General features: G+C 69.0%; 12 protein-coding genes. 8 read left to right on the forward strand and 4 right to left on the reverse strand.

All coding sequences use genetic code 11. The features are described from left to right. Nucleotides 1-36: 36 nt before the first annotated feature. The 4 genes from ElP_RS26050 to ElP_RS38680 all read right to left on the reverse strand — a co-directional run bounded on the left by ElP_RS26050 (nucleotide 37) and on the right by ElP_RS38680 (nucleotide 7,974). Nucleotides 37-2,466 (reverse strand): CHAT domain-containing protein, encoded by a 2,430-nt coding sequence (locus ElP_RS26050; RefSeq protein WP_145275155.1) that lies wholly within the window; start codon nucleotides 2,464-2,466, stop codon nucleotides 37-39. Nucleotides 2,467-2,553: 87 nt separating this feature from the next. Then, nucleotides 2,554-4,680, reverse strand: a complete 2,127-nt coding sequence (locus tag ElP_RS26055; RefSeq protein ID WP_145275158.1) for a caspase family protein — start codon at nucleotides 4,678-4,680, stop codon at nucleotides 2,554-2,556. A gap of 170 nt (nucleotides 4,681-4,850) precedes the next feature. Continuing rightward, nucleotides 4,851-5,579 (reverse strand): trypsin-like serine peptidase, encoded by a 729-nt coding sequence (locus ElP_RS26060; RefSeq protein ID WP_197446377.1) that lies wholly within the window; start codon nucleotides 5,577-5,579, stop codon nucleotides 4,851-4,853. Nucleotides 5,580-5,997: 418 nt separating this feature from the next. After that, a complete protein-coding gene (locus ElP_RS38680; RefSeq protein ID WP_197446378.1) occupies nucleotides 5,998-7,974 on the reverse strand; it encodes a hypothetical protein in 1,977 nt (658 codons plus the stop codon). A 628-nt stretch (nucleotides 7,975-8,602) separates the two neighbouring features. On the opposite strand from ElP_RS38680, the gene ElP_RS26070 reads away from it, so the two are divergent. From ElP_RS26070 to ElP_RS26105, 8 genes are all read left to right on the forward strand, one after another. Continuing rightward, nucleotides 8,603-9,904 carry a hypothetical protein gene (locus ElP_RS26070; protein ID WP_145275164.1) on the forward strand — a complete coding sequence of 434 codons (1,302 nt, stop codon included), beginning with the start codon at nucleotides 8,603-8,605 and terminating at the stop codon, nucleotides 9,902-9,904. A gap of 838 nt (nucleotides 9,905-10,742) precedes the next feature. Beyond that, on the forward strand, nucleotides 10,743-11,177 hold the full coding sequence (locus ElP_RS26075) for an nSTAND1 domain-containing NTPase (RefSeq protein ID WP_145275167.1): 435 nt from the start codon (nucleotides 10,743-10,745) through the stop codon (nucleotides 11,175-11,177). 682 nt (nucleotides 11,178-11,859) lie between these two features. Beyond that, entirely contained in the window at nucleotides 11,860-12,909 is a 1,050-nt protein-coding gene (locus tag ElP_RS26080) for an IS4 family transposase (RefSeq protein WP_145275169.1), read from the forward strand. 234 nt (nucleotides 12,910-13,143) lie between these two features. Further along, nucleotides 13,144-15,261 carry a recombinase family protein gene (locus tag ElP_RS26085; RefSeq protein WP_145267375.1) on the forward strand — a complete coding sequence of 706 codons (2,118 nt, stop codon included), beginning with the start codon at nucleotides 13,144-13,146 and terminating at the stop codon, nucleotides 15,259-15,261. A gap of 110 nt (nucleotides 15,262-15,371) precedes the next feature. Next, complete coding sequence (locus ElP_RS26090; RefSeq protein WP_145275172.1) at nucleotides 15,372-15,743, forward strand: hypothetical protein; 372 nt, start codon at nucleotides 15,372-15,374, stop codon at nucleotides 15,741-15,743. A gap of 1,182 nt (nucleotides 15,744-16,925) precedes the next feature. After that, a complete protein-coding gene (locus tag ElP_RS26095; RefSeq protein ID WP_145275175.1) occupies nucleotides 16,926-18,086 on the forward strand; it encodes a Hint domain-containing protein in 1,161 nt (386 codons plus the stop codon). A gap of 295 nt (nucleotides 18,087-18,381) precedes the next feature. Then, a complete protein-coding gene (locus ElP_RS38685) occupies nucleotides 18,382-18,624 on the forward strand; it encodes a hypothetical protein (RefSeq protein ID WP_197446379.1) in 243 nt (80 codons plus the stop codon). 410 nt (nucleotides 18,625-19,034) lie between these two features. Continuing rightward, the gene (locus ElP_RS26105; RefSeq protein WP_145275179.1) at nucleotides 19,035-20,387 is read left to right on the forward strand and encodes an IS4 family transposase; all 1,353 of its coding nucleotides are present in this window, start codon (nucleotides 19,035-19,037) and stop codon (nucleotides 20,385-20,387) included. Nucleotides 20,388-20,691 lie beyond the last annotated feature (304 nt).

The following is a 20,691-nucleotide window of genomic DNA, read 5'->3' on the forward strand; positions in this document are numbered from 1 at the left end:
CGGGCGTGGCATAACCCGGGGTCGATCGGCGGCAGGTCATCGATCGATCCCGGGCCCGGGTCGCCCGAGGACATCCGCGCCCGGCACGGAGGTAACCAGGGTCGGGTACGTCCAGTTTCCCTGATAGGACGGGTTTTTGCTGTCCATCTCCAGGTTGATCAGCTTGCGGGCCTCGGCGAGGGCCGGAGCGACATCCCAGCCGTTTTCCATGAGCGCCTTGTAGAAGACCAACGTGAACCGGACCGCCACATCGTCCCGGACCGCGAACCGCATCCCGATGGCCGCCGGCAACCCGCTCCGGACGAGCGAAGGTGCCAACTCGGAGCCCGTCTGGCACGTATTGGTCACCACCAGTCGCAGCGACTGGAGCCCCGAGATCAGGTTGATCAGCCGGTCGCCGTAGACGAAGTCGTGTCGGGCGTCCTCGTCGAGCAGGACAAGCCCCTCGCCGACGCTCCCCCGGGAGGCCCAGGCGCTGTCGTACCCGGCGAAGTGGAAGATGTGGATGCCCTCGCTCAGGGCTCGGTAGAGCTGGTCCTGGGTCGGGTCCGTGAGCCGATCGAGCCGGACGAGCGCGTCCGGGAGCCCCCGGAGCGCCTCCCGGAGCCATTCCCATTCCCGATCGAGGTCCAACCGGCGGAGATCCCTTGGGTTGCAGTCGACGAACAGGATGCGGAGCGGTGGCTCGACGGGGCGAAGGGGCACCTGCCAAGGAGACTCGATGCGACGCAAGAACGGCCACCTCCCCCCGAGCATCGAGAGGAAGAGCCGTCGCTTCGGGTCACGCAGGTATTCCCAGGGCACGCGATCGATTGCTGGGTCGTCCGCGATGAGGGTGAGACTCGTCATCCGCCCCTCGGCGCGGGTCCGGGCGATCGAGGAACGCAGGGAATCCGCGAGTTCGCCGGGGAAGAGCAGGGAGAATAACTCCTCCCCCATCGCATCGAGGTGGTCCGAGGGTTGTGGCACCCGCCGGTCCCGTTCGACCCCCGACGGGTCGGGGACGATCATCGGTGCCGCATACATCGCCGGCAACTCGAACGTCGCCTCGCCGCGATCCCAGGGCGTCTCGAGGCGGACCTCGAAGCGGTCGGCCTCGGCTGACTGGCGTCGGATCGCGACGACGATCTCCGCGGTCGGCCCGGACGACCCCGGGGACGAGGGGGGCGGATCTCGATAGAGCTGACCCTTCAACCTGTCGATCGCCGGGCGATCCGGCGTGTAATCGATGTAGTTGGCGGTGGTCCCCTTGAAAAGTCGCGTGTCTTCGGAGCGGAGGTACAGCACCGGGGTGATCCACTCGCGTTGCGAGTCCGGCTGCTTGCCGAATCGGATGGCGTACCGGGCGAGGGAGATCGCCTCGTCGATGCCCCGGCCCTGGACGAGCCTCGTGTAGAACTCGCGGGTGAACTCGACGGCGGCCGGGTCGCTGATCGGGTACTGCATGGCGACGACGGCCGCCAGGTTCAGGCGGACCGCAGCGGCGGCCAGGCCCCGGCCCGGGCGGCCTGCCTCGTCGTCGGCGGTGCGACAGGCGTTGAAGATGACCAGGCGGGTGGCCGAGAGCGGATTCGAGTAGAGGTCGATGGCCAGCTCCTCGGCCGACAGCATTTCAGTGTGCCCGCCCTCGTCCTCCAGCGCCAGGACGCCGCCGCGGCCCGCCTCGTCGAAGTCGCCATGCATCATGAAGTGGGCGATGTGGTATCGGCCGGCCCGCAACGCCTCCACGACGTCGGGCTTCCGGGCCCGGTCAAGGCTGGTGACCCGGACCTTGTCGTCCCTCGCCAGCGAGTCCAGGATGCGGAGGATGTGGTCGCGCTCCCCGGCCAGGTCGAGCCGGAGATGGTCCGAGGGCTGGGAGGCGACGAGCAGCACCTCGATCGGGCCCGAGACCTCAAGCTCGGGGTACCCGTGGGGCAGGTCGACCCGGCGGATCATCGGCATCCGATCCAGGAGGGCCGGGGCGAAGGGATAGTCCGGGGGGCGCAGAATCTCCCAAGGCAGCTCGGCCAGCTCGGGGGGCTCCAGCGTCAGTTGGAGCCGCAGGCCGGCATTGGCCTGGGTCGCCTCCCGATTCGTCAGCGCGAAGAGCGTGCCGATCTCCCCGTTGAAGGCGGCGCGGAAGAGACGCTCCCCGAGGTCGGCGATCAGGCCGTCGTCGAGATCCGGCCCCCGGTCCGCCAGCCGGTTCGCCTCGTCGTCGCTGAAGGGGAAGGCGAAGGTCCCTCTCGCGGTCGCCCCCCGAGACGTCCTCGCCAGGGCTGCGTAGGCCCGCGCCCAGAGGGCTGAGGGGGGAGGACGACGCCCTCCCCCGGGGACCATGTCACGGTCGCCGGCACGGGTTGGGAGGGAATCGTCACCAGTCGGATCGGCGTCGACGCCCCCTTCATCCGGGGGCGTCGACGCCACATGGCCCGCGGCATCCGCCTTCAAGATGTGCAGCTCGAACGTCTCGAATCGATCCATGTCCGGCTCCCACAGGTGGGGCGTTCGCACGCGGGTCGGGCCCCGGGGGCACGCCCCCGGGGGCCGGCGGTGCGACGGGGCCGCCGTCTACGCCTTCGCGGTGATGTTGACCTCGACCATGGCCGTGGTCCAGTTGCGGCTCGGGTACTCGGTCGGGATGACGTCGCGGGTGACCCGATCGGCGGCGAAGGCGCTCATGAGCGCCTCGAACGGGTTGGCCGGAATGCCCTTGGTGGCGGCCCTGGGCGGCTGGTCGAGGCTAGGCAGCTCCAGCCAGGAATAGCTCGCGGGGCCGACCGTGGCGAAGACCTTCAGGATGTCCCGGCCGCGATCGTAGCCATCGGGCAGGCTGGCGGTCAGGTGCATCAGCTCCTCGCCGCCGGGATCGATCTGGAGGAACTCGGCGTCCCCCGGGAAGACGCGGGTGATGCCCCTGCCGGGGCGGAGGTCCAGCGTCGCGACGTTCAGGGCGACGCCGGACTCGTTCCTCATGCGGAGGAACGCCCCCTCGCCGACCCGGAGGGTCGGCACGGTCGCCGGCTCCTCGAACGGGATCGGGACGGGCTTCTGCCCGGGGACGAAGTTGGCCGGCGCCCGCAACAGCTCCACGACGAGCTTTCCCCGGAGGGGCGAGGACCGGTCGTAGTTCTCCAGCTCGATGATCGAGTGGTATCGGCTCAAATGGATGAGCCGCCGGACGACTCGGTCGGGCCCCGCCGGGTCGTCGATCGCGATGGCCGGCCGGATGTTCGGGACGGGCTCGCCGGCGGCGTCCCAGATCTCGAAGTGTCCGCCGACGACCGCGACTTGATACTCGGCCGCGCCGCCATCGTCGACGAACTCGACCCAGCCCTTGCCCCCCTCCTCGATCGCCCGCCCGAGGGCATCGAGCCGATCGGCTTCGGCCCGGGGCAGGGGTTCTCGGGGCTCCCGGTCCGGGTGGAAGGGGTAGAGGGCAACCTTGCGGCAGAGCTGGACGGAGGCCGGGTCGAGGAGGACCGCCTGGTCGCCGGCGTCGATCGACCGGGCCCCCTGGACCGACTCCTTGATCGTGCAGACTGAGTCGACGGCGCCGAGTTGGGTGACCTCGACAACTGCCAGCCGATTCGCGTCGTCGGAGAGGTCGCCCGTCCCGGCCGGGAAGACCGCGAACCGGGTCCCGATCCCCACCCCCTGGGCCTGCCCGGTGTTCAAGACGACTTCCGACCTACCGGGGTCGACCGAGGTGACGGTGACGGCCCGCTGGAGGTCGAGCAGGTCGCTGCTCAGGACGGCGCGGCTGGCCTGGCCCTGGAGCAGTGGCGTCTGCCGGGCGAACTTGGTGTGCACCTTGGCGGCGATCCGGTTGTAGAGTTGCTGGTAGGTGACCCCGGACCTCAGGTTCCGCAGGCCCTCGAGCAGCCAGTAGGTGAGTGCGCCGTTGCGCTCCTTGCCGTCGAAGGCGAACTCGTAGGCCGACTCGTTCGGCTGGCAGGCGGCCAGCAGGACGTAGTCCTTGGCGTCGGGCACCCACTTGCTGCCGGCGTCCAGGTTACGCGTGCCCGCCGGCCGCGACTCGGCCCTGGCCCTGGCCAGCGCGATCAGTTCGGCGATCGGGGCGACGTCGCTCGTCGCCGGCCTCGGGGTAGGGTCGAAAGGGGCATCCTGGAGGCATCGGGCGGCGACGGTCTCGTCCCCGACCTCGCGGGTGGCGCCGCCGGAGTGGCAGCTGTCCAGCACCAGGGTCACGACGAGCTGCCTGGCGACCAGATCCTCCAGGAGCCTGGCCAGCTCCAAGTCGCGCAGGTAGCGGGCCTCCGAGTCGCCGATGTCCAGCGGGACGAGTCCCTCGTCGAGCCCGTTGCTGCCCTTCAGCACCGGGAAGATCGACGAGGACCGGGAGCCGTGGCCCGAGTAGTGGATGTAGACCTGATCGCCGGCCTGGGCCCGTTCGGTCAGCGCCTTGAAGGCGGCGACCATGTTCTCGTAGGTCGGCCAGCGATCCTTCGGCTCGGGGGGGTCGACCTGATCCCGCTTCCCCGTATTGGTCGAACTTAGCTTGGTGATCCGCTCCGCAGGCACCTTGAGGCGGCCGGTGAGGAACTCCTCGACGAGGGTGATGTCGCGGACGCAGCCCTTCAGGCTCGGGTAGAAGCCGCCGTTGGGCAGCAGATTCTCCTTGTAGAAATCGACGGCGATGAGCAGCACATGCAGGTTGTCGACGCCATCTGCCATGGTCCCGCCCTCCGGCTCCGGTAAGCGGCTCCGGCCGCCCCGCCCCGCGTCGAGCCGTTCGACGGGCGGTGCATCGCCCTGCGGGGGGGCACGGCCGGACGGCCAGGGCCATTGTCCCGGTTGTGAGGACCGTTGCAAGGGGATCGATGCGACTCGGCCGCGGCGGGCCGTTAGCCGACGACGCCGAGCCACTGGATGAGGAGCGCCCGGACCTCCGGGTTGATCCGAGTCGCCCGGTTCATCTTGAGCGCCGGGGCGTAGTGGGTGTGGACCCCGACGAGGATGCTCCGGTCGTCCGCGGCCGTGGCGCCGCGGAAGTAGCGGAACACGGGGCTGCCGCTCTGCCCACCCTGCGTGTCGGCAACGTAGGAGAGGAAGGAGGCGTCCAGCCCGTTGGCGGGCACTTGGCTGAAGGAACGCCACATCGACGTGCCCGGCTGCCACTCGGGGCCGGCGTTGGGGGGGAGCTGGCTCGCGTCGGCCGGATAGCCGGCGATGTCGACCCGTTCATTGATCAGGTCCGCGTCGCTGTAGTTGTTGAACCCCATCGCCGCCTCGAGCGGCTGGTTAGTGGACAGGTCGGCGACCTGATCCTGAAGGAGTATCACCCCAAGGTCATGACTTCGATCCAGTTGATCGCGACGCGCCTTCCAGGCGGGGTCGGCGTCGATGGCGTGGATCTGGGAGACCGTGAATGGCTGGGCGGAGAAGTTCAATCCGACGAGGACCTGGAAGTCCGAGTTGAACCTCCTGAGCTCCGGGACATAGACGTTGTGGCCGGCAGTCAGGATCGTCCGCCGGCCGATCAGCGTGCCGGTCCCCACCCGGCGCTTGCCGTCGGCCCCGAGGAAATGCAGGGCGCAGACGGTGCAGTAGGGATACCGGCTCGTATCCGACACAACGACTCGTTCGTCGCGACCGATGATCCGACGGCGTTCGGAGACCAGCTCGATCCAGTCCCTCGATGGGGAGTCACCCCCCCCGGCCCGATCGGGCGGGTAGAAGCCCTGGGTCGGGAGATCATCGTTCGCGGGCTCGGTATTCCCCTCCGAGAATGGCCCTCGTCCTTCATCGGGGGGACGATTTTCTCGCGTCATGGTGTCACCTCTGCTGGATCGGGGCGGCTGGCGACGGCCGGCGTCCCGCGGCCGGTTTCGATCCGGGGGACGAGGGCCATTGTCACCGACGGGCGCGACCGATCAAGGGAGCGGCGGCCGTCAATCCCCGACACGCGTCAATCGCCTCCGCCCGATCGGCGTCGCGGGGCGGGGCCCCGGTTTCCCGAGATGTCCCCGCCGGGATGACCCCCGATCGTGGTCAACGGCTACCACCCGGTCGGTCCGCTTCGAGGGGCTCTCGGCCCTGCGGCACGAGCCCCGGGGAGATCGTCCCGGACGTGGCGACGGCCGGGGCCGGCGCGACGGCGGGAGGCACGAACGTCGAGGCCGGGGCCGGGGGCACGAACGTCCTCAATTCGTCGAGCGTGGCGCCCTCGCGTTCATCGACATACTGATAGACCCGCGGCCGTCGTTGCTCCCGCTCCTTGTGGTGGAAGAAGGGCAGCGGGATTCGGAACCGGTGGTGCGGCTCGTGTGCGGCGAACGCCGACTCGGCGACGGGAGGCGCCGGGTAGATGTGATTGATGAGCTGGTTGCCGATCCCCGCGCCGGGAGCGGCACCCTGGGGGACGGTGATATTCTCGGGATCGGTCTTCTCGGTATGGGTCTTCTCGGTATTGGTATCCGCGGGCGGGCCCTGTTGGACTCCGGTGCTCGGGGGGGTGATTGCCAATTGGGCGGCGAGTCGCTGGGCCCGCTGGTGAACATCGCCGGGAGGGCCGATCAGGTTGAGCTGCCCGCTGGCCCGGGGGACCGTCGGGATAACGGGGGCCGGGACGATGGTCGGGACTGACGGGCCCGGCAGGGCAGGGAGGTCGAGGGGGACCTGCGCGAAAGGGTCCATCGGCGATGTGAGTGCGTCGGTGGCCGTGAACGAGGTCCGACGGACCCCATCGGGCCCCCCGGACCCGGCATCCGAACGATGGCCGAGGCCCCCCGGGGGTCGGACCACCGGGATCTCGTCGTCAATGATCGCGTCCTCGCCGGGCCCTCCATCCGACGGAGGGTCCTGGGTACCGGGAGACTCCTCGGTGTCGGCCGGATCCGTCTCGGAGGGCGATTCGGCCGAGTTCGGCGCGTCGGCGGCCGGGGCGGAGGCGGCCCGGGTACCTTCGGCCGGTGCAACGGGGGCGGGCGGGGCGGCATCGCCCCGGGCGGCGGCGGCCTGCGCGGCGGCGGTGGCGGCCTGCGCGGCGGCGGCGGCCGGGGCGGGGGCGGCCGGGCTGATGATGGTGTCGCGATAGACGATCCCGAGGACGTCGCGGTTGAACTGGTGGTTGACGATCTCCCGCCAATCCATCGACCCGTCGGGCATCAGGCTCGGCTCATACACGTGGATCTCGGCGTACTCGGGGAGGCAGACCGGCTGGGCGAACGGCCGGAGCTCTTCGAGCTGGGTGACGACCCGCCGCAGGTCTCCTGCGTCCACCGTCTGGCTCTCGCCTTCGGTGCCCGGGACCTGGGGCTTGAGCTTCGAGAGGCTGGTGATCACGTCGGCCACACCGGAGGCGGCGAGGTTGGCCGCGATCCCCGAGGACAGCGTGTTCTGCGACGTCGAGCTGTCCTTCATGTAATACGGCCCGAGCCCGGTGAACATCCAGCCGTTCACCAGGTTCATCGCCGCCCGGATCTCGCCGGCGCCCCCCTTGACCTTCAGCCCGTACTTCTGCGACATGTCGGGCACGAAGACGATCTGATAGGTGTAGAACGTCTCCGGGCCGATCAGCTCCTGCGGGAGCTGGCCGGCCGAGGGGGTGATCGGCGGCCCCCCGGGCGAGTAGAGCGTCGGCTTCGACGTCGACGCGACGGCGGTGCCCGCAGGCGCCCCCGGGCTCGACGGACCCGGCGGGTCGCCCCCGGAGGTCACCTCCGCCCCGTTGAGGCCGACGAAGTTCGTCCGGGCATTCAGGTCCGCGTACTTCGCCTGGTCGTCGAAGTAGTTGGGGATCGGCGCCGAGTCGGTGAGGCCGGTCTTGGCCTCCTCGATACTCCGGAAGTTTTTGGCGACGATGAGCATCGGCTTGGGCAGGTAGAACGGGATGCCTTCCGGCTCCTTGACGCAGAACGCATGGCCCAAGGGGTGCTGGCAGTAGTGCGGCGCCAGCGAGACGGCAGTGATCGACGGGTGGCGGCAGCCGGCGACGCCGACGGCGAGGGCCACGTAGACGAGTGTCATCCTTGACTGCTTCACGACGTTCGCCTCCCCTGCAACCCCGATGCGGCGTGCCCTCCGGCCCGTCGCCCGCAGTCCTTCCCCAAATCCGGGCCATCCCACTCCTGTTTTTTCGACCGAATCGCGGCGCGACTTTACCGATTGCGCCGATCACAAGGGCACATCGAGCCCGGATTTCGGTGGGGGACCCTGACGGAAACGGGGATACTGTTGAAATCGCCCACGAGAGGCGGTCCAATGAGGGGGCCTCCCATCCGTCCCCAGCGACGAGGACCGGATTAAGGCGTACGCGGCGTCGGGGAGATTGTTGTGTCCGTCGCGGGATCGATCCGATCGACGTCACCTAAATGGAGCAGGAATGTGCGCGTGCATACATTAATCACAATTCGTCGCTTCCAAAAAAGTTGATGCGGACCATTTTTGGACAGGTTTGACATGATCCGCGATGCCCGACTGACAACCTTGTTGGGGGACGAGTCCTGGACGATGGCCGTTCCCCCCATCGTGCTCCGGCGGTAACGGCCCCGACCCCCCAGAGAACAGGTATGCCCGCGGGGCCATCCAGCGTGACTGGTAATAGAAATCTAGACCTTCCTCCCTCCGAGGAACGCCTCCGCCTGGAGTAAAGTCAATGGCGGAACCGACCCGGGACGATCGGATTGAGCAGCTGGAGAAGGAGCTCAAAGAACTGAAGGCGCGGGCATCGCTCGAAACGGAGCGGCAGACGCAGGACACACTGGCCATGAAGGCCATGGTTGACGCGTTGAAGGACCAAGCTGTCTCGCAGTACGCGCTGGCCTCGTCGCAAGCCCAAGCGCCATTCGCGGAGTTGCAGGGCATCAAGGAGGGCCTTGCCGGCCTGTCGCTCCCCGAGGGCAAGGAGGGGACCGTCAAGGTCTCAGCCGGCACACCCGGTGCTGGGCTGCTGCGAAGCAAGCGGCCGATGCTCCAGTTGCTCGACGACGTCGCGGCGGAATTGATCCCGTACTGCCAGGGGGGCGCAGTCCTGATGACAAAAGATCGGCTTGCGCAAGCCGACTCAGCCATGCTCACCCTCAAGCGGATCGACGATCAGCGGAAGCGACTGACCGACGTCCTCGTGATCGCCCAGGCCGACCTCGACCGGATGGCCGAGGAGGAAGGTGAGGAGGCTTCCGAACTCGAAGGGGGAAGGGGGCTCGATGAGGCGGGCCCCCGGGCGCTCACGCCCGCCTTCCCGGCGGGGATCGCGGGGGCTTACGCCCTGGGGACCGCGCTAGACACGGTCAACAACTTAGCAAAGATCCTGCGTGCCGATCGCCGGCTCGACGTCTTCGGCGCCGACTCCGAGGCGGAGAATCTCCTCGTCCACTTGCTCGAAGCCAGGAGCCTCCAGTCAAAGGACAATCCCTTCATCGCCAACCCCGGCGCCACGGGGGAGAAGGCGATGACCATCGCCGAATCTCTTTTGGAGTCGCTCGGTGAGTTCGGCGAGGCGGCACGCAGGGCCGGCGTTCTGCTCGAACGGATCAAGGGGCTCTCCGACTCCATCGCGAGGGACCATCCGGACGACCCCGCGTGGCAGGCCCGGCGACCACCCGAGGCGAATGTGGTCTTGCTCAAGGCGGTGATCGACGATGCCGCGTCCCTGCTCGACGGGCTGAATCCGACGAAGAAGCTCGACGAATTCGCGGCCCTGTTGAGCGGAAAGGCCATCGCGGAGGGGGCCCGGGACAAGTTACACCTGTTCCTCGACGTCAAGGCGCAGACCATCCAGGTCACCGAGTCGCGCCGGTTCTCCGGGGACCGCATCCTGGCGACTGGCGAGGTTCAGGTTGCTTACCGCATCCTCGACTCCGACGGGACCCCGATCCGTTCGGGTGTGATTCTGAAAGCCTCGAAGTCCGAAGACTCACGGTTTGATCGACTCGAAATTCTCAAGTGGCCCCAATAACTTCTCCACGGATGCCGAGCCTTCGCGAGCCCGTCAGGGCCTGCCCACCGACGGCCCCGATCCGTACCGCTCGGGAAGGCTCGGACCAGCATACCGTCATTCCAGGGCAAGAGCGTGGCTCTACTCGTCGGTATCGACGCGTATTCGAACCTGACCCGGCTGGCGACGCCCGATCCGGACGCCCTCGTTCTGGCCGTGGCTATCGAGGACCAAGGGCTCTGGGTCGAGGGCGTTTTTGGGACGGCGACGAGGAATGACCTCTCGCGCCGGCACGCAGAGACGCTCGCGCTCGTCGTGGAGGCGGGCGACTCCTGTTCCACTTCTCCGAGCACGGGTGCTTCGAGGAGGTCGAGAACGGTCTACTTGCCGTCTACCTCAAGCCGAGTGACGGCGATCCGGGAGGTATTGCCGGCTCTTCCTTCCCCATGCAACCGCTCAACCACCGGCTGGCCAAGTTCCCCTTCCATCACATGCTAGCGATCCTCGATTGCTGCTTCGTTGGCGCGTTTCGATCGACTATGCGGGACGTGGTGTTGCGGCGGATTGAGATCACCCGGTAGTGTTACGTGCGGTTCGTCGAGTCGCTTGCGTGGCAGGTCCTCACCTCGTCGTCCTTCGTCCGCGGGCCCGCGACTTCACGACACGGGGCTTCGGTTTCCGCCCAGAGTAGACGGTCGACGGGTAGAAGCACTCTCCGTTCGGCTGGTCGCTGCTGGACGGGCTCCGAAGGGTGGCGAATTAGCGTTGGATCGAGCAGAACGACGGCCGCCTCGTCCCCGACGAGGTGATCACGGCGACCGATCTCTAGCAGTACACGCTGGACCGGGTCGAGCCGCTGGTGCGGACCGATGGCCTCAAGCAGACCCCGCTGCTCTGTATGTTCCCCCGGCTTCACGGCACCGGTGAGTTCGGCTTCACGGCGAGGAACTACGACACGAGCGAGTTCCGGTTCGCCGCCCGGCTCGATCGAGAGGCTGCCCCCTACTGCGGCCTGCGGGCCTACGACGAGCCCGACAGCCCGCTGTTCTTCGGACGGGAGGGCTTGAGGCGGAGGCTGGTCGAACTGGTCGAGGCGAGGCCGCTGACGCTCGTCGCGGGTGAGTCGGGAACGAGCAAGTCGAGCCTTCTGCGGGCTAGCCTGCTTCCGGACCTGAGGGAACCGGGCGGCTGGACAATCCTCAGCCCGATCAGGCCGCACCCCTCGCCCCTGGAGGCGCTGGTGTCGGTCCTGCCGGGGCGACTGCGGCGGCGGCGCTGGTGGCCTCCCAGGTGACCCTAGTCGAGGTCGTCGGCCGGATGCTCGGCGACTCGTCCGGGGCGAAGGGCCTTCCGTGTATCGACCATTTGGAGGCGGCCTTCGCTTCGTGGCGGGTGGCTAGGAAGCGGGGCAGGTACATCAGTTTGCTGGAGCCGATGGCGACCTCGGCCGGGCCGGGCGGGGCAGCCAGCCAAGTCCATCAGCCAGATGGTCTGCCGGTGGGTCTTCTATACGCCATCGCGGCAGGCCCGATAGCGGCGGGCGATCTTCTAATGCAGTAGGTGGGGCGCGATGGGCAGCCTGGGGCGAGCCATGGGACGCCCCTCAGTGAAGGGAACGGCCTATTATAACTTAAGCGATCGATAAATCCGGCACGCGCTATGAGGGCACCGTGGGCCGGTCTTCAGGACCGACTCACGGCACCCATCGGTATCCGGCTGGAGAATGGGCCGGTCTCGCGGACCGGCCCACGCCGCCCACCGGCGTTCGGATTGTGAATGGTCCGGTCTATGAGACGAATGGCACTAGCTTTAGCGGTTCTTAGCTTGAACGCCCGGCGTCTCGGCTCGGTCCTTCTCTGGCTTCCCGCGGCTGCTGGTCCGGCGAAGAATAGGCGGTGACACCTGGCTCCAGCGGCCCGCTGGGGTGACGCCGGCCAGCATCGACACCTCCGACCCGAGATCCCGAAGCCGATTTGATGACGAGTTTGGATCAGGTCCGCGCCCGCTTCGCGCGCAACGACGGGCTCCCCTTCGCCGATGTTTTGACCGAAGCCAGCATCCTCCAGGCCCTCAACGAACACGGCGTCACCTATCGGGACCGGATCTTCGGCCCGGTCACGACCATCTGGGGCTTCCTCTCCCAGGTCCTCAGCGACGACCACTCCTGCCGCGACGCCGTCTCCCGCATCATCGCCCACCGGGCGACCAGCGGGCTGGAGGCTTGCTCGCCCAACACGGCCAGCTACTGCACCGCCCGGCGGCGCCTCCCCACCGGGGTCCTGCGCACCCTGGCGCGGCGGACCGCCGAGGAGCTGCAGGCCGCAGCCGCGGAGGGCTGGAGGTGGCACGGGCGCGACGTGTTCATCGCCGACGGGTCCTACGTCTCCATGCCGGACACGCCCCAAAACCGTGCGGTCTACCCGCAGCCGGTGGTGCAGCAGCCGGGGATCGGCTTCCCGCTGGCCCGAGTCGCCGTGCTGCTCTCGCTGGCGACCGGCGCCTGCCACGACCTGGCCATCGCCCCGTACGCGGGCAAGGGCACCGGCGAGACTACGCTCCTGCGGGAGATGTACGGCGCCCTCAAGCCCGGCGACGTCGTCCTGGCCGACGCCCTGTTCGACAACTACTTCCTGGTGTGCGAGCTGCGCGACCGCGGGATCGACATCGTCGCCCGTGCCCAGTACGAGCGGGTGGGGAGCCGGGTGCTTCGGAGCGGGCCCGACGGCGACGCCCTGGTCTGGCAGCGGCCGAACAAGCCGCGCGGGATGACGGGGGAGCAGTACCGCCGCTACCCGAAGAGCCCGGTCATGCGCCAGGTGGCCGTCGATGCCCGCGACAAGGAGAACCGGGCCGAGCGGTTCAAGGTCGTCACCACGATCCTCGACGCGTCGGTGGGCGGCGGGCAGATCGGTGACCTTTACGAGCGGAGGTGGTCCGGGGAGACGTGCCAAGCAGACTGCACCTCAAGCGACCGGTGGTGCAGCACCCCCGGCGGCGGTTACGATCAGCGCCGCCGCGCTGCTTGAGCTGGCGGCGTGGTGCCGACATCACCTGACCTCGGCATCGGGAGACATCGCATGTCCGTCGCCCCCCGTCACAACGCTCCCCCCCGCGCCTGACGACGGCGCCCTGCCCACCGCCGACGGTCGCACCGACGATCTGGGCCCGCCTGCCGGCCGACCGGCAGCGACAGCTCCGCGACCTGCTCGGCCAACTCCTCGCCAGGCTCCTGGCGGCCACCCGAAGCGAGGAGGCCGGCCATGAGTGACGCAACCCGCTCGCCCAAGCTCCGGCCCTGGCATCTCGACCGGGCGGCCTTCGTCTACGTCCGCCAATCCACACCCCAGCAGGTGCTCGACCACCGCGAGTCCACCGACCGGCAGTACGCCCTGGCCGACCGCGCCGTCGCCCTCGGGTGGCCACGGGACCGCGTCACCACGATCGACGACGACCTGGGCAAGAGCGGCCAGTCGATCGAGGGCCGGCCCGGGTTCCAGCGGCTGCTGGCCGAGGTGGCGCTCGACAACGTCGGGCTGATCCTCGGCCTGGAGATGAGCCGGCTGGCCCGGTCCAACCGCGACTGGCACCAGCTGCTCGAGCTCTGCGCCCGCTTCCGCGTGCTCCTGGCCGACGCCGACGCCGTCTACGACCCGGCCGACCACAACGACAGGCTCCTGCTGGGCCTGCACGGCATGTTGAACGAGGCAGAACTTCATGTCATCAAGGAGCGGATGTGCCAGGGCCGGCTCAACAAGGCCCGCCGGGGCGAGCCGATGGGCTCCCCGCCGCTGGGCTACGTACGCCTCGCCTCGGGCGAGTGGGCGATCGACCCCGACGAGCAGGTCCAGGCGACCGTGCGGCTGATCTTCGACCGGTTCGACCGCGAGGGTACCCTGCACGGCCTGCTCCGCTACCTGGTCCACCACGGGGTCCGCATCCCGATCCGACCCCGCCACGGCCCCAACCGCGGCGGGTTGGAGTGGCGGCGGCCGAACCGCCCGACGCTGTCGAACGTCCTGCACCACCCGGCCTACGCCGGTGCCTACCGGTTCGGCCACCGGGAGGTCGACCCGCGGCGCAAGCGGCCCGGGCGGCCCGACACCGGCAAGCTGGTCCGCCGCCCGGAGGAGTGCCTGGTGCTGATCCGCGACCGGCTGCCGGCCTACATCACCTGGGAGCGGTTCTGTGACAACCAGGAGCGGCTGGAGGCCAACCGGGCCCGCCGGGACCGCCCCGGCGCGCCGCGGCAGGGGGCCTCGCTGCTGGCCGGACTCCTGCGGTGCGGGCGGTGCGGCCGGCGGATGCTCGTGCGGTACTCGGGGGCGACGGGCCGGTACAGCTACACCTGTGCCCGCGGGGCGGCCGACCACGCCGAGCCGATCTGCCAGAGCCTCTCCGGGCCGGCGCTCGACGGGCTGGTCGCCGGCCGGGTCCTGGCGGCGGTGGAGCCGGCGGCGCTGGAGGCGAGCTTGGCGGCGGTGGCCGAGGTCGAGCGCGAGCGGTCCGAGCTGGCCCGGCACTGGCGGCTCCGCCTCGAACGCGCCGGCTGCGAGGCCGACCGCGCGGCCCGGCAGTACCAGGCCTGCGAGCCGGAGAATCGCCTGGTCGGCCGCGAGTTGGAGCGGCGCTGGGAGGAGGCGTTGAGGGCGCAGCGGCGCCTCGAGGACGAGCACGAGCGGTGGCGGGGGTCGGCCCCCGGTCGGCTCTCACCGGACGACGAGCGGACGATCCGGTCGCTGGCCGGCGACTTGCCGGCGGTGTGGCAGGCGACGACGACGACGCCCGCCGAGCGGCAGCGGATCGCCCGACTCCTGATTGACCACGTGTCCGTCACCGTGGACAAGGCGAGCGAGCGGGTCGATGTGACGCTCCACTGGTCCGGCGGCATGACCGAGTCGCACGCCATGTCCCGGCCGGTGAAGCGGTACGACCTCCTGGCCGACTACCCCCGACTGGTCGAGCGACTGCGGGGATGGCGCGCCGAGCGGCTCAGCCCGGCGGCGATGGCCGAGCGGCTCAACGTCGAGGGGTTCCGTCCCCCGAAGCGGGCCGAGCGGTTCACGCGGGGGATGGTGCAACGGCTGCTCTGGCACCTGGGGCTGGCCCGCACGCCCTTCGGCAGCCCGGCCGGCCTCGGCCGCGACGAATACCGGCCGTCGTCGCTGGCGCGTCGGCTGGGGGTGTCGCGAGACACGGTGCGGCGATGGGTGCGGGTCGGGTGGTTGACGGCGCATCGCGACGCCCAGGGCCACCACGTGATCTGGGCCGACGGGTCCGAGCTGCGGCGGCTGCGCGAGCTCCGCCGGCTGCCGCGGACGTGGGCGAACAAGGGGCGGCTTGCCGAACTGACCAGACCGAGGCCGCGCCCGGGACGGTAGAGTGAGGGCGGCCCGGCTCAGGGCGAGCCGGGCCGCCCCATCGCGCTCTTGGAGGGCATTATGGCTGGAACATCGAGGTCGACATCCGCTCGATCAAGGCGACGATGCAAATGGACGTCCTGCGGTGCAAGACGCCCGAGATGGTGCATAGGGAGATCTGGGTACACCTCCTCGCGTACAACCTGCTTCGCACGGTGATGGCGGTGGCCGCCAGCGAGGCCGGCATCGAGCCGCGCGAGGTGAGCTTCAAGGGGGCCAAGCAGGCGGTGACGGCGTTCGCGCCGAAAATCGAGGCGGCGCGGCCGGCGGATCGGCCGGCGCTGATCGACGCGCTGCTGGCGGTGGTCGCCTACCACCGGGTGGGCGACCGTCCTGGGAGGTGGGAGCCGCGGGCGCGCAAGCGCCGGCCGAAGCCGGGCGCCCGCCTCAACCAAACTCGAGCCGTGGCCAAGCTGCCGCCGAATCGCCGGAAATGGTATTAAGCTAGTGCCATTCGTCTATGAGACCGGACCACGTCGTCCCTTGGGATCCTGCTCAGGAAAGGGCCGCGTCAGCCGTGACGAGACGAGGTCGATACCTGGGACTGACTGTCGCGTTACATGCTTCGGTCCGAAACGCCGACGCAACCTCGAACGCCGGCCGCCAGGTTCGTGTATCGTGACTCGGACGTGCGATCCGAGGCTGTGGATGCAGGCTATGACTCCTGTCCCCCCATACCAGTGGCCAGGTAGCAGGGCTGGATGACCTGCCAGGTTACCGAACCCGAGCTTGGGGACGTCCATCCGTAGGGATGCCCTGTCGCGCGTTCGCTCCTTGCAGGCGCCCGGTGGTACTCGAGGGCGGCAGTCGAAATAATCACAGTCCCCTTCGCATCCTCGTCACTCCTCCCCGACCCCCGACATCCGACAACCTCGCCCCGCTTCGCGCAAGTGATTTTTCCGAAGCGAGTTGTGGAAAATTCCCATGTCGGGTGGCCTTTCCTTGCTACCCGACAACCTCCCTGTTCAAGCAGGGATCGAGGGGCCTGCCACGAGGTCGCCCGCCCCTTCCCCTGCAAGGGTGTCGGGTTGTCGGATTGCCCGGCCCGACACCTTCAGGATGCGCAAGTCATTGCCCCATAACAATCTGCGCCCGCCAGTCCCGGGGTTGTCGGGTGTCGGGTGGCCAGAGCTGAGTCAGGTGCGCAGCCCGAGCCTGATCGGCCCGGCAAGCATTGCAGGTCGGGGCGGGTTTCGCGGCCTTCGGGAGCCGAAGGCCGTCCAGTCGGGCGATATCCGATCGGATAGATGACAACCAGGCAAGTTGTCCGTCCGGGTTTGTTGATCGTCAGGGAGCGTGGCGTCAGGAGCAGGCGTCAGGCCCTGCTTCACGCCGCAGTGCTCCCTGCTGTCTGCCGGCCTCGTCTCCTCGAACCGATGTCTTCCACCTGCACACCGTGATGGATCCGGCGTCGCTCCCGGGCTGCCACAATGTCTCAAATCATCGCATAAGCGAGTCACAACTCGATGCCGCGGCCCGTCGTCGCGGCCCGTCGCCCCAGGCCCCGATCCCCCGCCACGGCGTGCGGGGTCGGGGCCCTTCGCATTCCCGGCGAGGCCCGGGCGACGGCCGGACCCTCCCGCCCGAGGGCGGGGGACGACCGTCCTGCATCGAGGTTGCTCACCGTGACCGACTCCGCACCGATTGATGATCCCGTCATCGTGGCCTTCTCCGGCTTCGACGCCCTGACCGAGGTGCTCACCTGGGGCGGCTGGAAGCCCATCGCCGCGGTCGTCCCCGACGACTTGGTCTGCTCGCTCGTCGACGGCCGCGTCGTCTACCAGCGGCCCCTGGCCCTGCATCGCCGGCCCTACCGCGGCCGCCTGTACCGCATCCGCGCCCAGCAGCTCGACCTGCTCGTCGCCCCGGGCCACCCGCTCTACGTCCGCACCCGCTACCACGAAAGCCACTCACTGCTCCCTGCCCGCGCCGCCTTCGGTCGCCGCGTCCGCTACCAGAAGGCCGGCCGCTGGGTGGGCCGTTCGGACGACGCCGTCGTCCTGCCGCCACTTCGTGTCGTCGCCGGCCAGCACGGTCATGGTCAGCGGACGATCCCCGAGCTCCGCCTCCCGATCCGCCTCTACATGATGCTCCTGGGTGCGTTCATCTCCGAGGGCAACACCTTCGGCGGGCACAACGGCTACGGCATCGACATCCACCAGGTCAAGCCCCACGGTAAGGCCCGGTTCGAGCGGGACCTGCGGCCGGCTCTCCTCGCGGCCGGCTTCAACTGCTCCTCCGGCTCGACCAACCGCTACCACATCCATTCCAAGCAGCTCTACGTCCACCTCCGCCCGCTGGGGGTGGCCTCCGAGAAGCACATCCCGCCGGAGATCTTCGCCCACTCCCGCGAGCAGCTCGCCGTGCTCTTCGACTGGCTGATGTGGGGCGACGGGCACTCCGAGGGCGGCCGCCCGATCAACTACACCTCCACCTCGGCCCGGCTGGTGGACGACGTCCAGCGGCTCTGCCTGCACATCGGCATCGCCGCCAACGCGGTGGTCCACCAGCCGGCCGGGCTGCGGTACGCCAGGGGCGGGCTCTTCGACTGCCGGGAGTGCTACCAGGCGCGGATCGTCAGCACCAAGACCGAGCCGGAGGCGAACCACGGGCACGTCAAGGAGCAGTCGGCGCAGGAGGAGCGCTGGGAGGACGACTATGACGGCGAGCTACTCGGGCTGACGGTGCCCGGTCACGTGATCTATGTCCGGCGGGACGGCAAGCCGGTGTGGTGCGGGGACGGCGGCTGGCCCACCGACGCGGGAGGCGTGCCCCCGCGAGCGTGAGCATCCCGCCGGAAGAGGAGACGCCGGTATCCCCGGTCCGGGTCGGTGGGGAGTCCGACCGGCGATCATGGCCGGTCGGGCCCCACATCCGGCCCTCAACCCGGTGACATCGGCGTCGGAAGCGTGGCGTTCCGGCAACTTTGAGGGATGACGCCTGGCTCTCGAGTGGACCCATGTATAGATTCGGCCTGGCGTCGTTCCAGTCGGGCCTCGATCGCCGCGGGAGTTCGGAATCGGTCGTCCGAACCCGGGACCCCGCCGGGCCCGCTCTCCTTGCTGCTGGAGGGCCACGACCATGTCACCGTCGGACTTCGACTACCTCCGCTTCGAGCTCTCGTTCATCGACCCCGTGACCGGGGTGCCGCGGCGAGCGACGCTCGCCCTGGCGACGTCCGAGGCCTGGACGCTGGCCGGAGAGGCCCTGGACCCCGACTTCGCCGTCCAGGACCTGGCGCCGTTCGCCCGGGTGGTCGTGGCCCTCCGCGTCGAGGGCCTCGTGCCGGACCCCGGCGATGGGCCGGCGAGCATCCGGATGTAGTTGACCGCCTCATTCGCTCGTGCACCCAGAGCAGCGCGGGCAGGTTGGACGCGGCCTCGGCCGATTGGGTTTCGACGCCACGACCGTCGACACGGGGGCACGACTGACGCGGCCGCCTGCAGTTTCACGTCCTTGCCGAATTCGTCTCAAATCTCGACCTCGGAATCGATGCCGGGACCATCTTGTCATTTTTAAGGCAGCACTTCTTGTAAATGATTGCCTTCCCCGGCAGATCATCCACGCCGGGGTCCTCCAGCTCAGAACGGCGGCTTGAAAGTGGTTCTCCCGGAATGCCATCCAGTTAAGCCCTATCTCTCGCTATCGCCGGACCTTATCGGTAGTTGCTCGCCCCCTCCGCGCCGGTCGAGAATGGCACCCGTGTCGCTACGGCTCGCACGGAGGGACCGCCCATGTCCATGCCACTCGCCGAGGCCCTGCGCCTCGTCCGCGACGATCTCGCGACGACTCTGGAGCCCGAGTCCTTGCGTCAACTCTGCCGGGACTGTGGCCACCGCTGGCGGGAACGCCTCCTCGGCCCCGTGACGACGATCCACCTGTTCGTCCTCCAGATCCTGCACGGCAACACCGCCTGCGCCCACTTGCCTCACCTCGCGGGCATGGCCTTCACCGACTCGGCCTACTGCCAGGCCAGGGCCCGGCTCCCCCTGGCCGTCCTCCGGGCGCTGCTCCGGCGCCTCGTCGAGGCGTGTCGGCCCCTGACCGACTCGGTCGGGCTCTGGCATGGCCACCGCACCTGGCTGGTCGATGGCTCCGGCGTCAGCATGCCCGACACCCCGGAGCTGCAGCGGGCCTTCGGCCAGCCGACCAATCAGGCCGCCGGCTGCGGCTTCCCGGTCGCCCGCATCCTGGCCCTCTTCCACGCCGGGACCGGGCTCCTCCAGCGTGTCCTGACCGCACCGCTCTGCTCGCACGAGATGTCACGCGTCGCCCGGCTGCACCCGGAGCTCCAGCCGGGCGACGTCCTGGTCGGCGACCGGGCGTTCGGGACCTTCGCCCACTTGGCCCTGCTCGCCCGCCGGGGGTTGCACGGCGTCTTCCGGATGAGCGGGCGGCGGGTCGTCGACTTCACGCCGGACCGGCCCCCGCCGCCGCGCTGGAATACGCCGAAGCTGACGGGCCGATCGCGATCGCGATGGCTGCGATCGCTCGGGCCGACCGACCAGGTGGTCGAGTGGTACAAGCCCTATGCACCGCCGACCTGGATGACGGCCGAGGAGTACGCCGCGTTGCCCGTCACGCTCACGGTCCGGGAGACCCGCTATCGGGTCGAGCGGAGCGGGTTCCGGGTGCGGGAGATCACGCTGGTCTCCACCCTGCTCGCCGCCGAGGCGTACCCGGCGGAGGAGCTGGCCGGTCTGTATCTCCGGCGATGGCGAGTGGAGACCGATCTGGCACACTTGAAAACGACGCTCGGCATGGATGTATTGCGGTGCGAGACGGAGTCGGGCGTCCTCAAGGAGCTGGCGGTCTTCGCCATCGTGTACAACCTGGTGCGGCTGGTGATGCTCGAGGCCAGTCGGCGGCAGGGCGTCCCGGTCGAACGGATCAGCTTCGTGGATGCGCTGCGCTGGCTGTCCTGTGCACCGCCCGGCACGCCGCGGCCGGTTCTGATCGTGAACCCGTACCGCCCGGGCCGGGTCGAGCCGCGGTGCAAGAAGCGGCGGGCGAAGAAGCATCCTTACATGATCCAGCCCAGGAGCGTCCTGCGCCAACGCCTTCTCGACCAACGAGTTCCGGCTTAACTGGATGGCATTCCGGGAGAACCACTTTCAAGCCGCCGTTCTGAGAAGAAGGAAGCAACAGAAAGACCTCCGACCAGACCCCTCCCTGGTTGTCGGGTGTCGGGATTCGCAGCCCGACAACTATGCGAATCGCAAACTTCTATCTGCGAATGGTTTGTGCGGAAGGAGCACTGGTTGTCGGGTGTCGGGTGACCGTAGAAGACTCCCGAATCCGCCACGGACGGTAGTCGGGACGTGGCGGCCGCCGCACATCGAGCAAGGCGATCTGTTCGCGACGTCATTCTCCCTCGAGAGAGGCCCTTCC

The sequence above is a fragment of the Tautonia plasticadhaerens genome (assembly GCF_007752535.1).
GTDB lineage: Bacteria > Planctomycetota > Planctomycetia > Isosphaerales > Isosphaeraceae > Tautonia > Tautonia plasticadhaerens.

Excerpts from the sequence above, each read along its gene's own strand:
- ElP_RS26050 (WP_145275155.1), bottom strand. The coding sequence starts at position 2,466 with ATGGATCGATTCGAGACGTTCGAGCTGCACATCTTGAAGGCGGATGCC.
- ElP_RS26055 (WP_145275158.1), bottom strand. The coding sequence starts at position 4,680 with ATGGCAGATGGCGTCGACAACCTGCATGTGCTGCTCATCGCCGTCGAT.
- ElP_RS38680 (WP_197446378.1), bottom strand. The coding sequence starts at position 7,974 with ATGACACTCGTCTACGTGGCCCTCGCCGTCGGCGTCGCCGGCTGCCGC.
- ElP_RS26070 (WP_145275164.1), top strand. The coding sequence starts at position 8,603 with ATGGCGGAACCGACCCGGGACGATCGGATTGAGCAGCTGGAGAAGGAG.
- ElP_RS26080 (WP_145275169.1), top strand. The coding sequence starts at position 11,860 with ATGACGAGTTTGGATCAGGTCCGCGCCCGCTTCGCGCGCAACGACGGG.
- ElP_RS26085 (WP_145267375.1), top strand. The coding sequence starts at position 13,144 with ATGAGTGACGCAACCCGCTCGCCCAAGCTCCGGCCCTGGCATCTCGAC.
- ElP_RS26090 (WP_145275172.1), top strand. The coding sequence starts at position 15,372 with ATGGACGTCCTGCGGTGCAAGACGCCCGAGATGGTGCATAGGGAGATC.
- ElP_RS38685 (WP_197446379.1), top strand. The coding sequence starts at position 18,382 with ATGTCACCGTCGGACTTCGACTACCTCCGCTTCGAGCTCTCGTTCATC.
- ElP_RS26105 (WP_145275179.1), top strand. The coding sequence starts at position 19,035 with ATGTCCATGCCACTCGCCGAGGCCCTGCGCCTCGTCCGCGACGATCTC.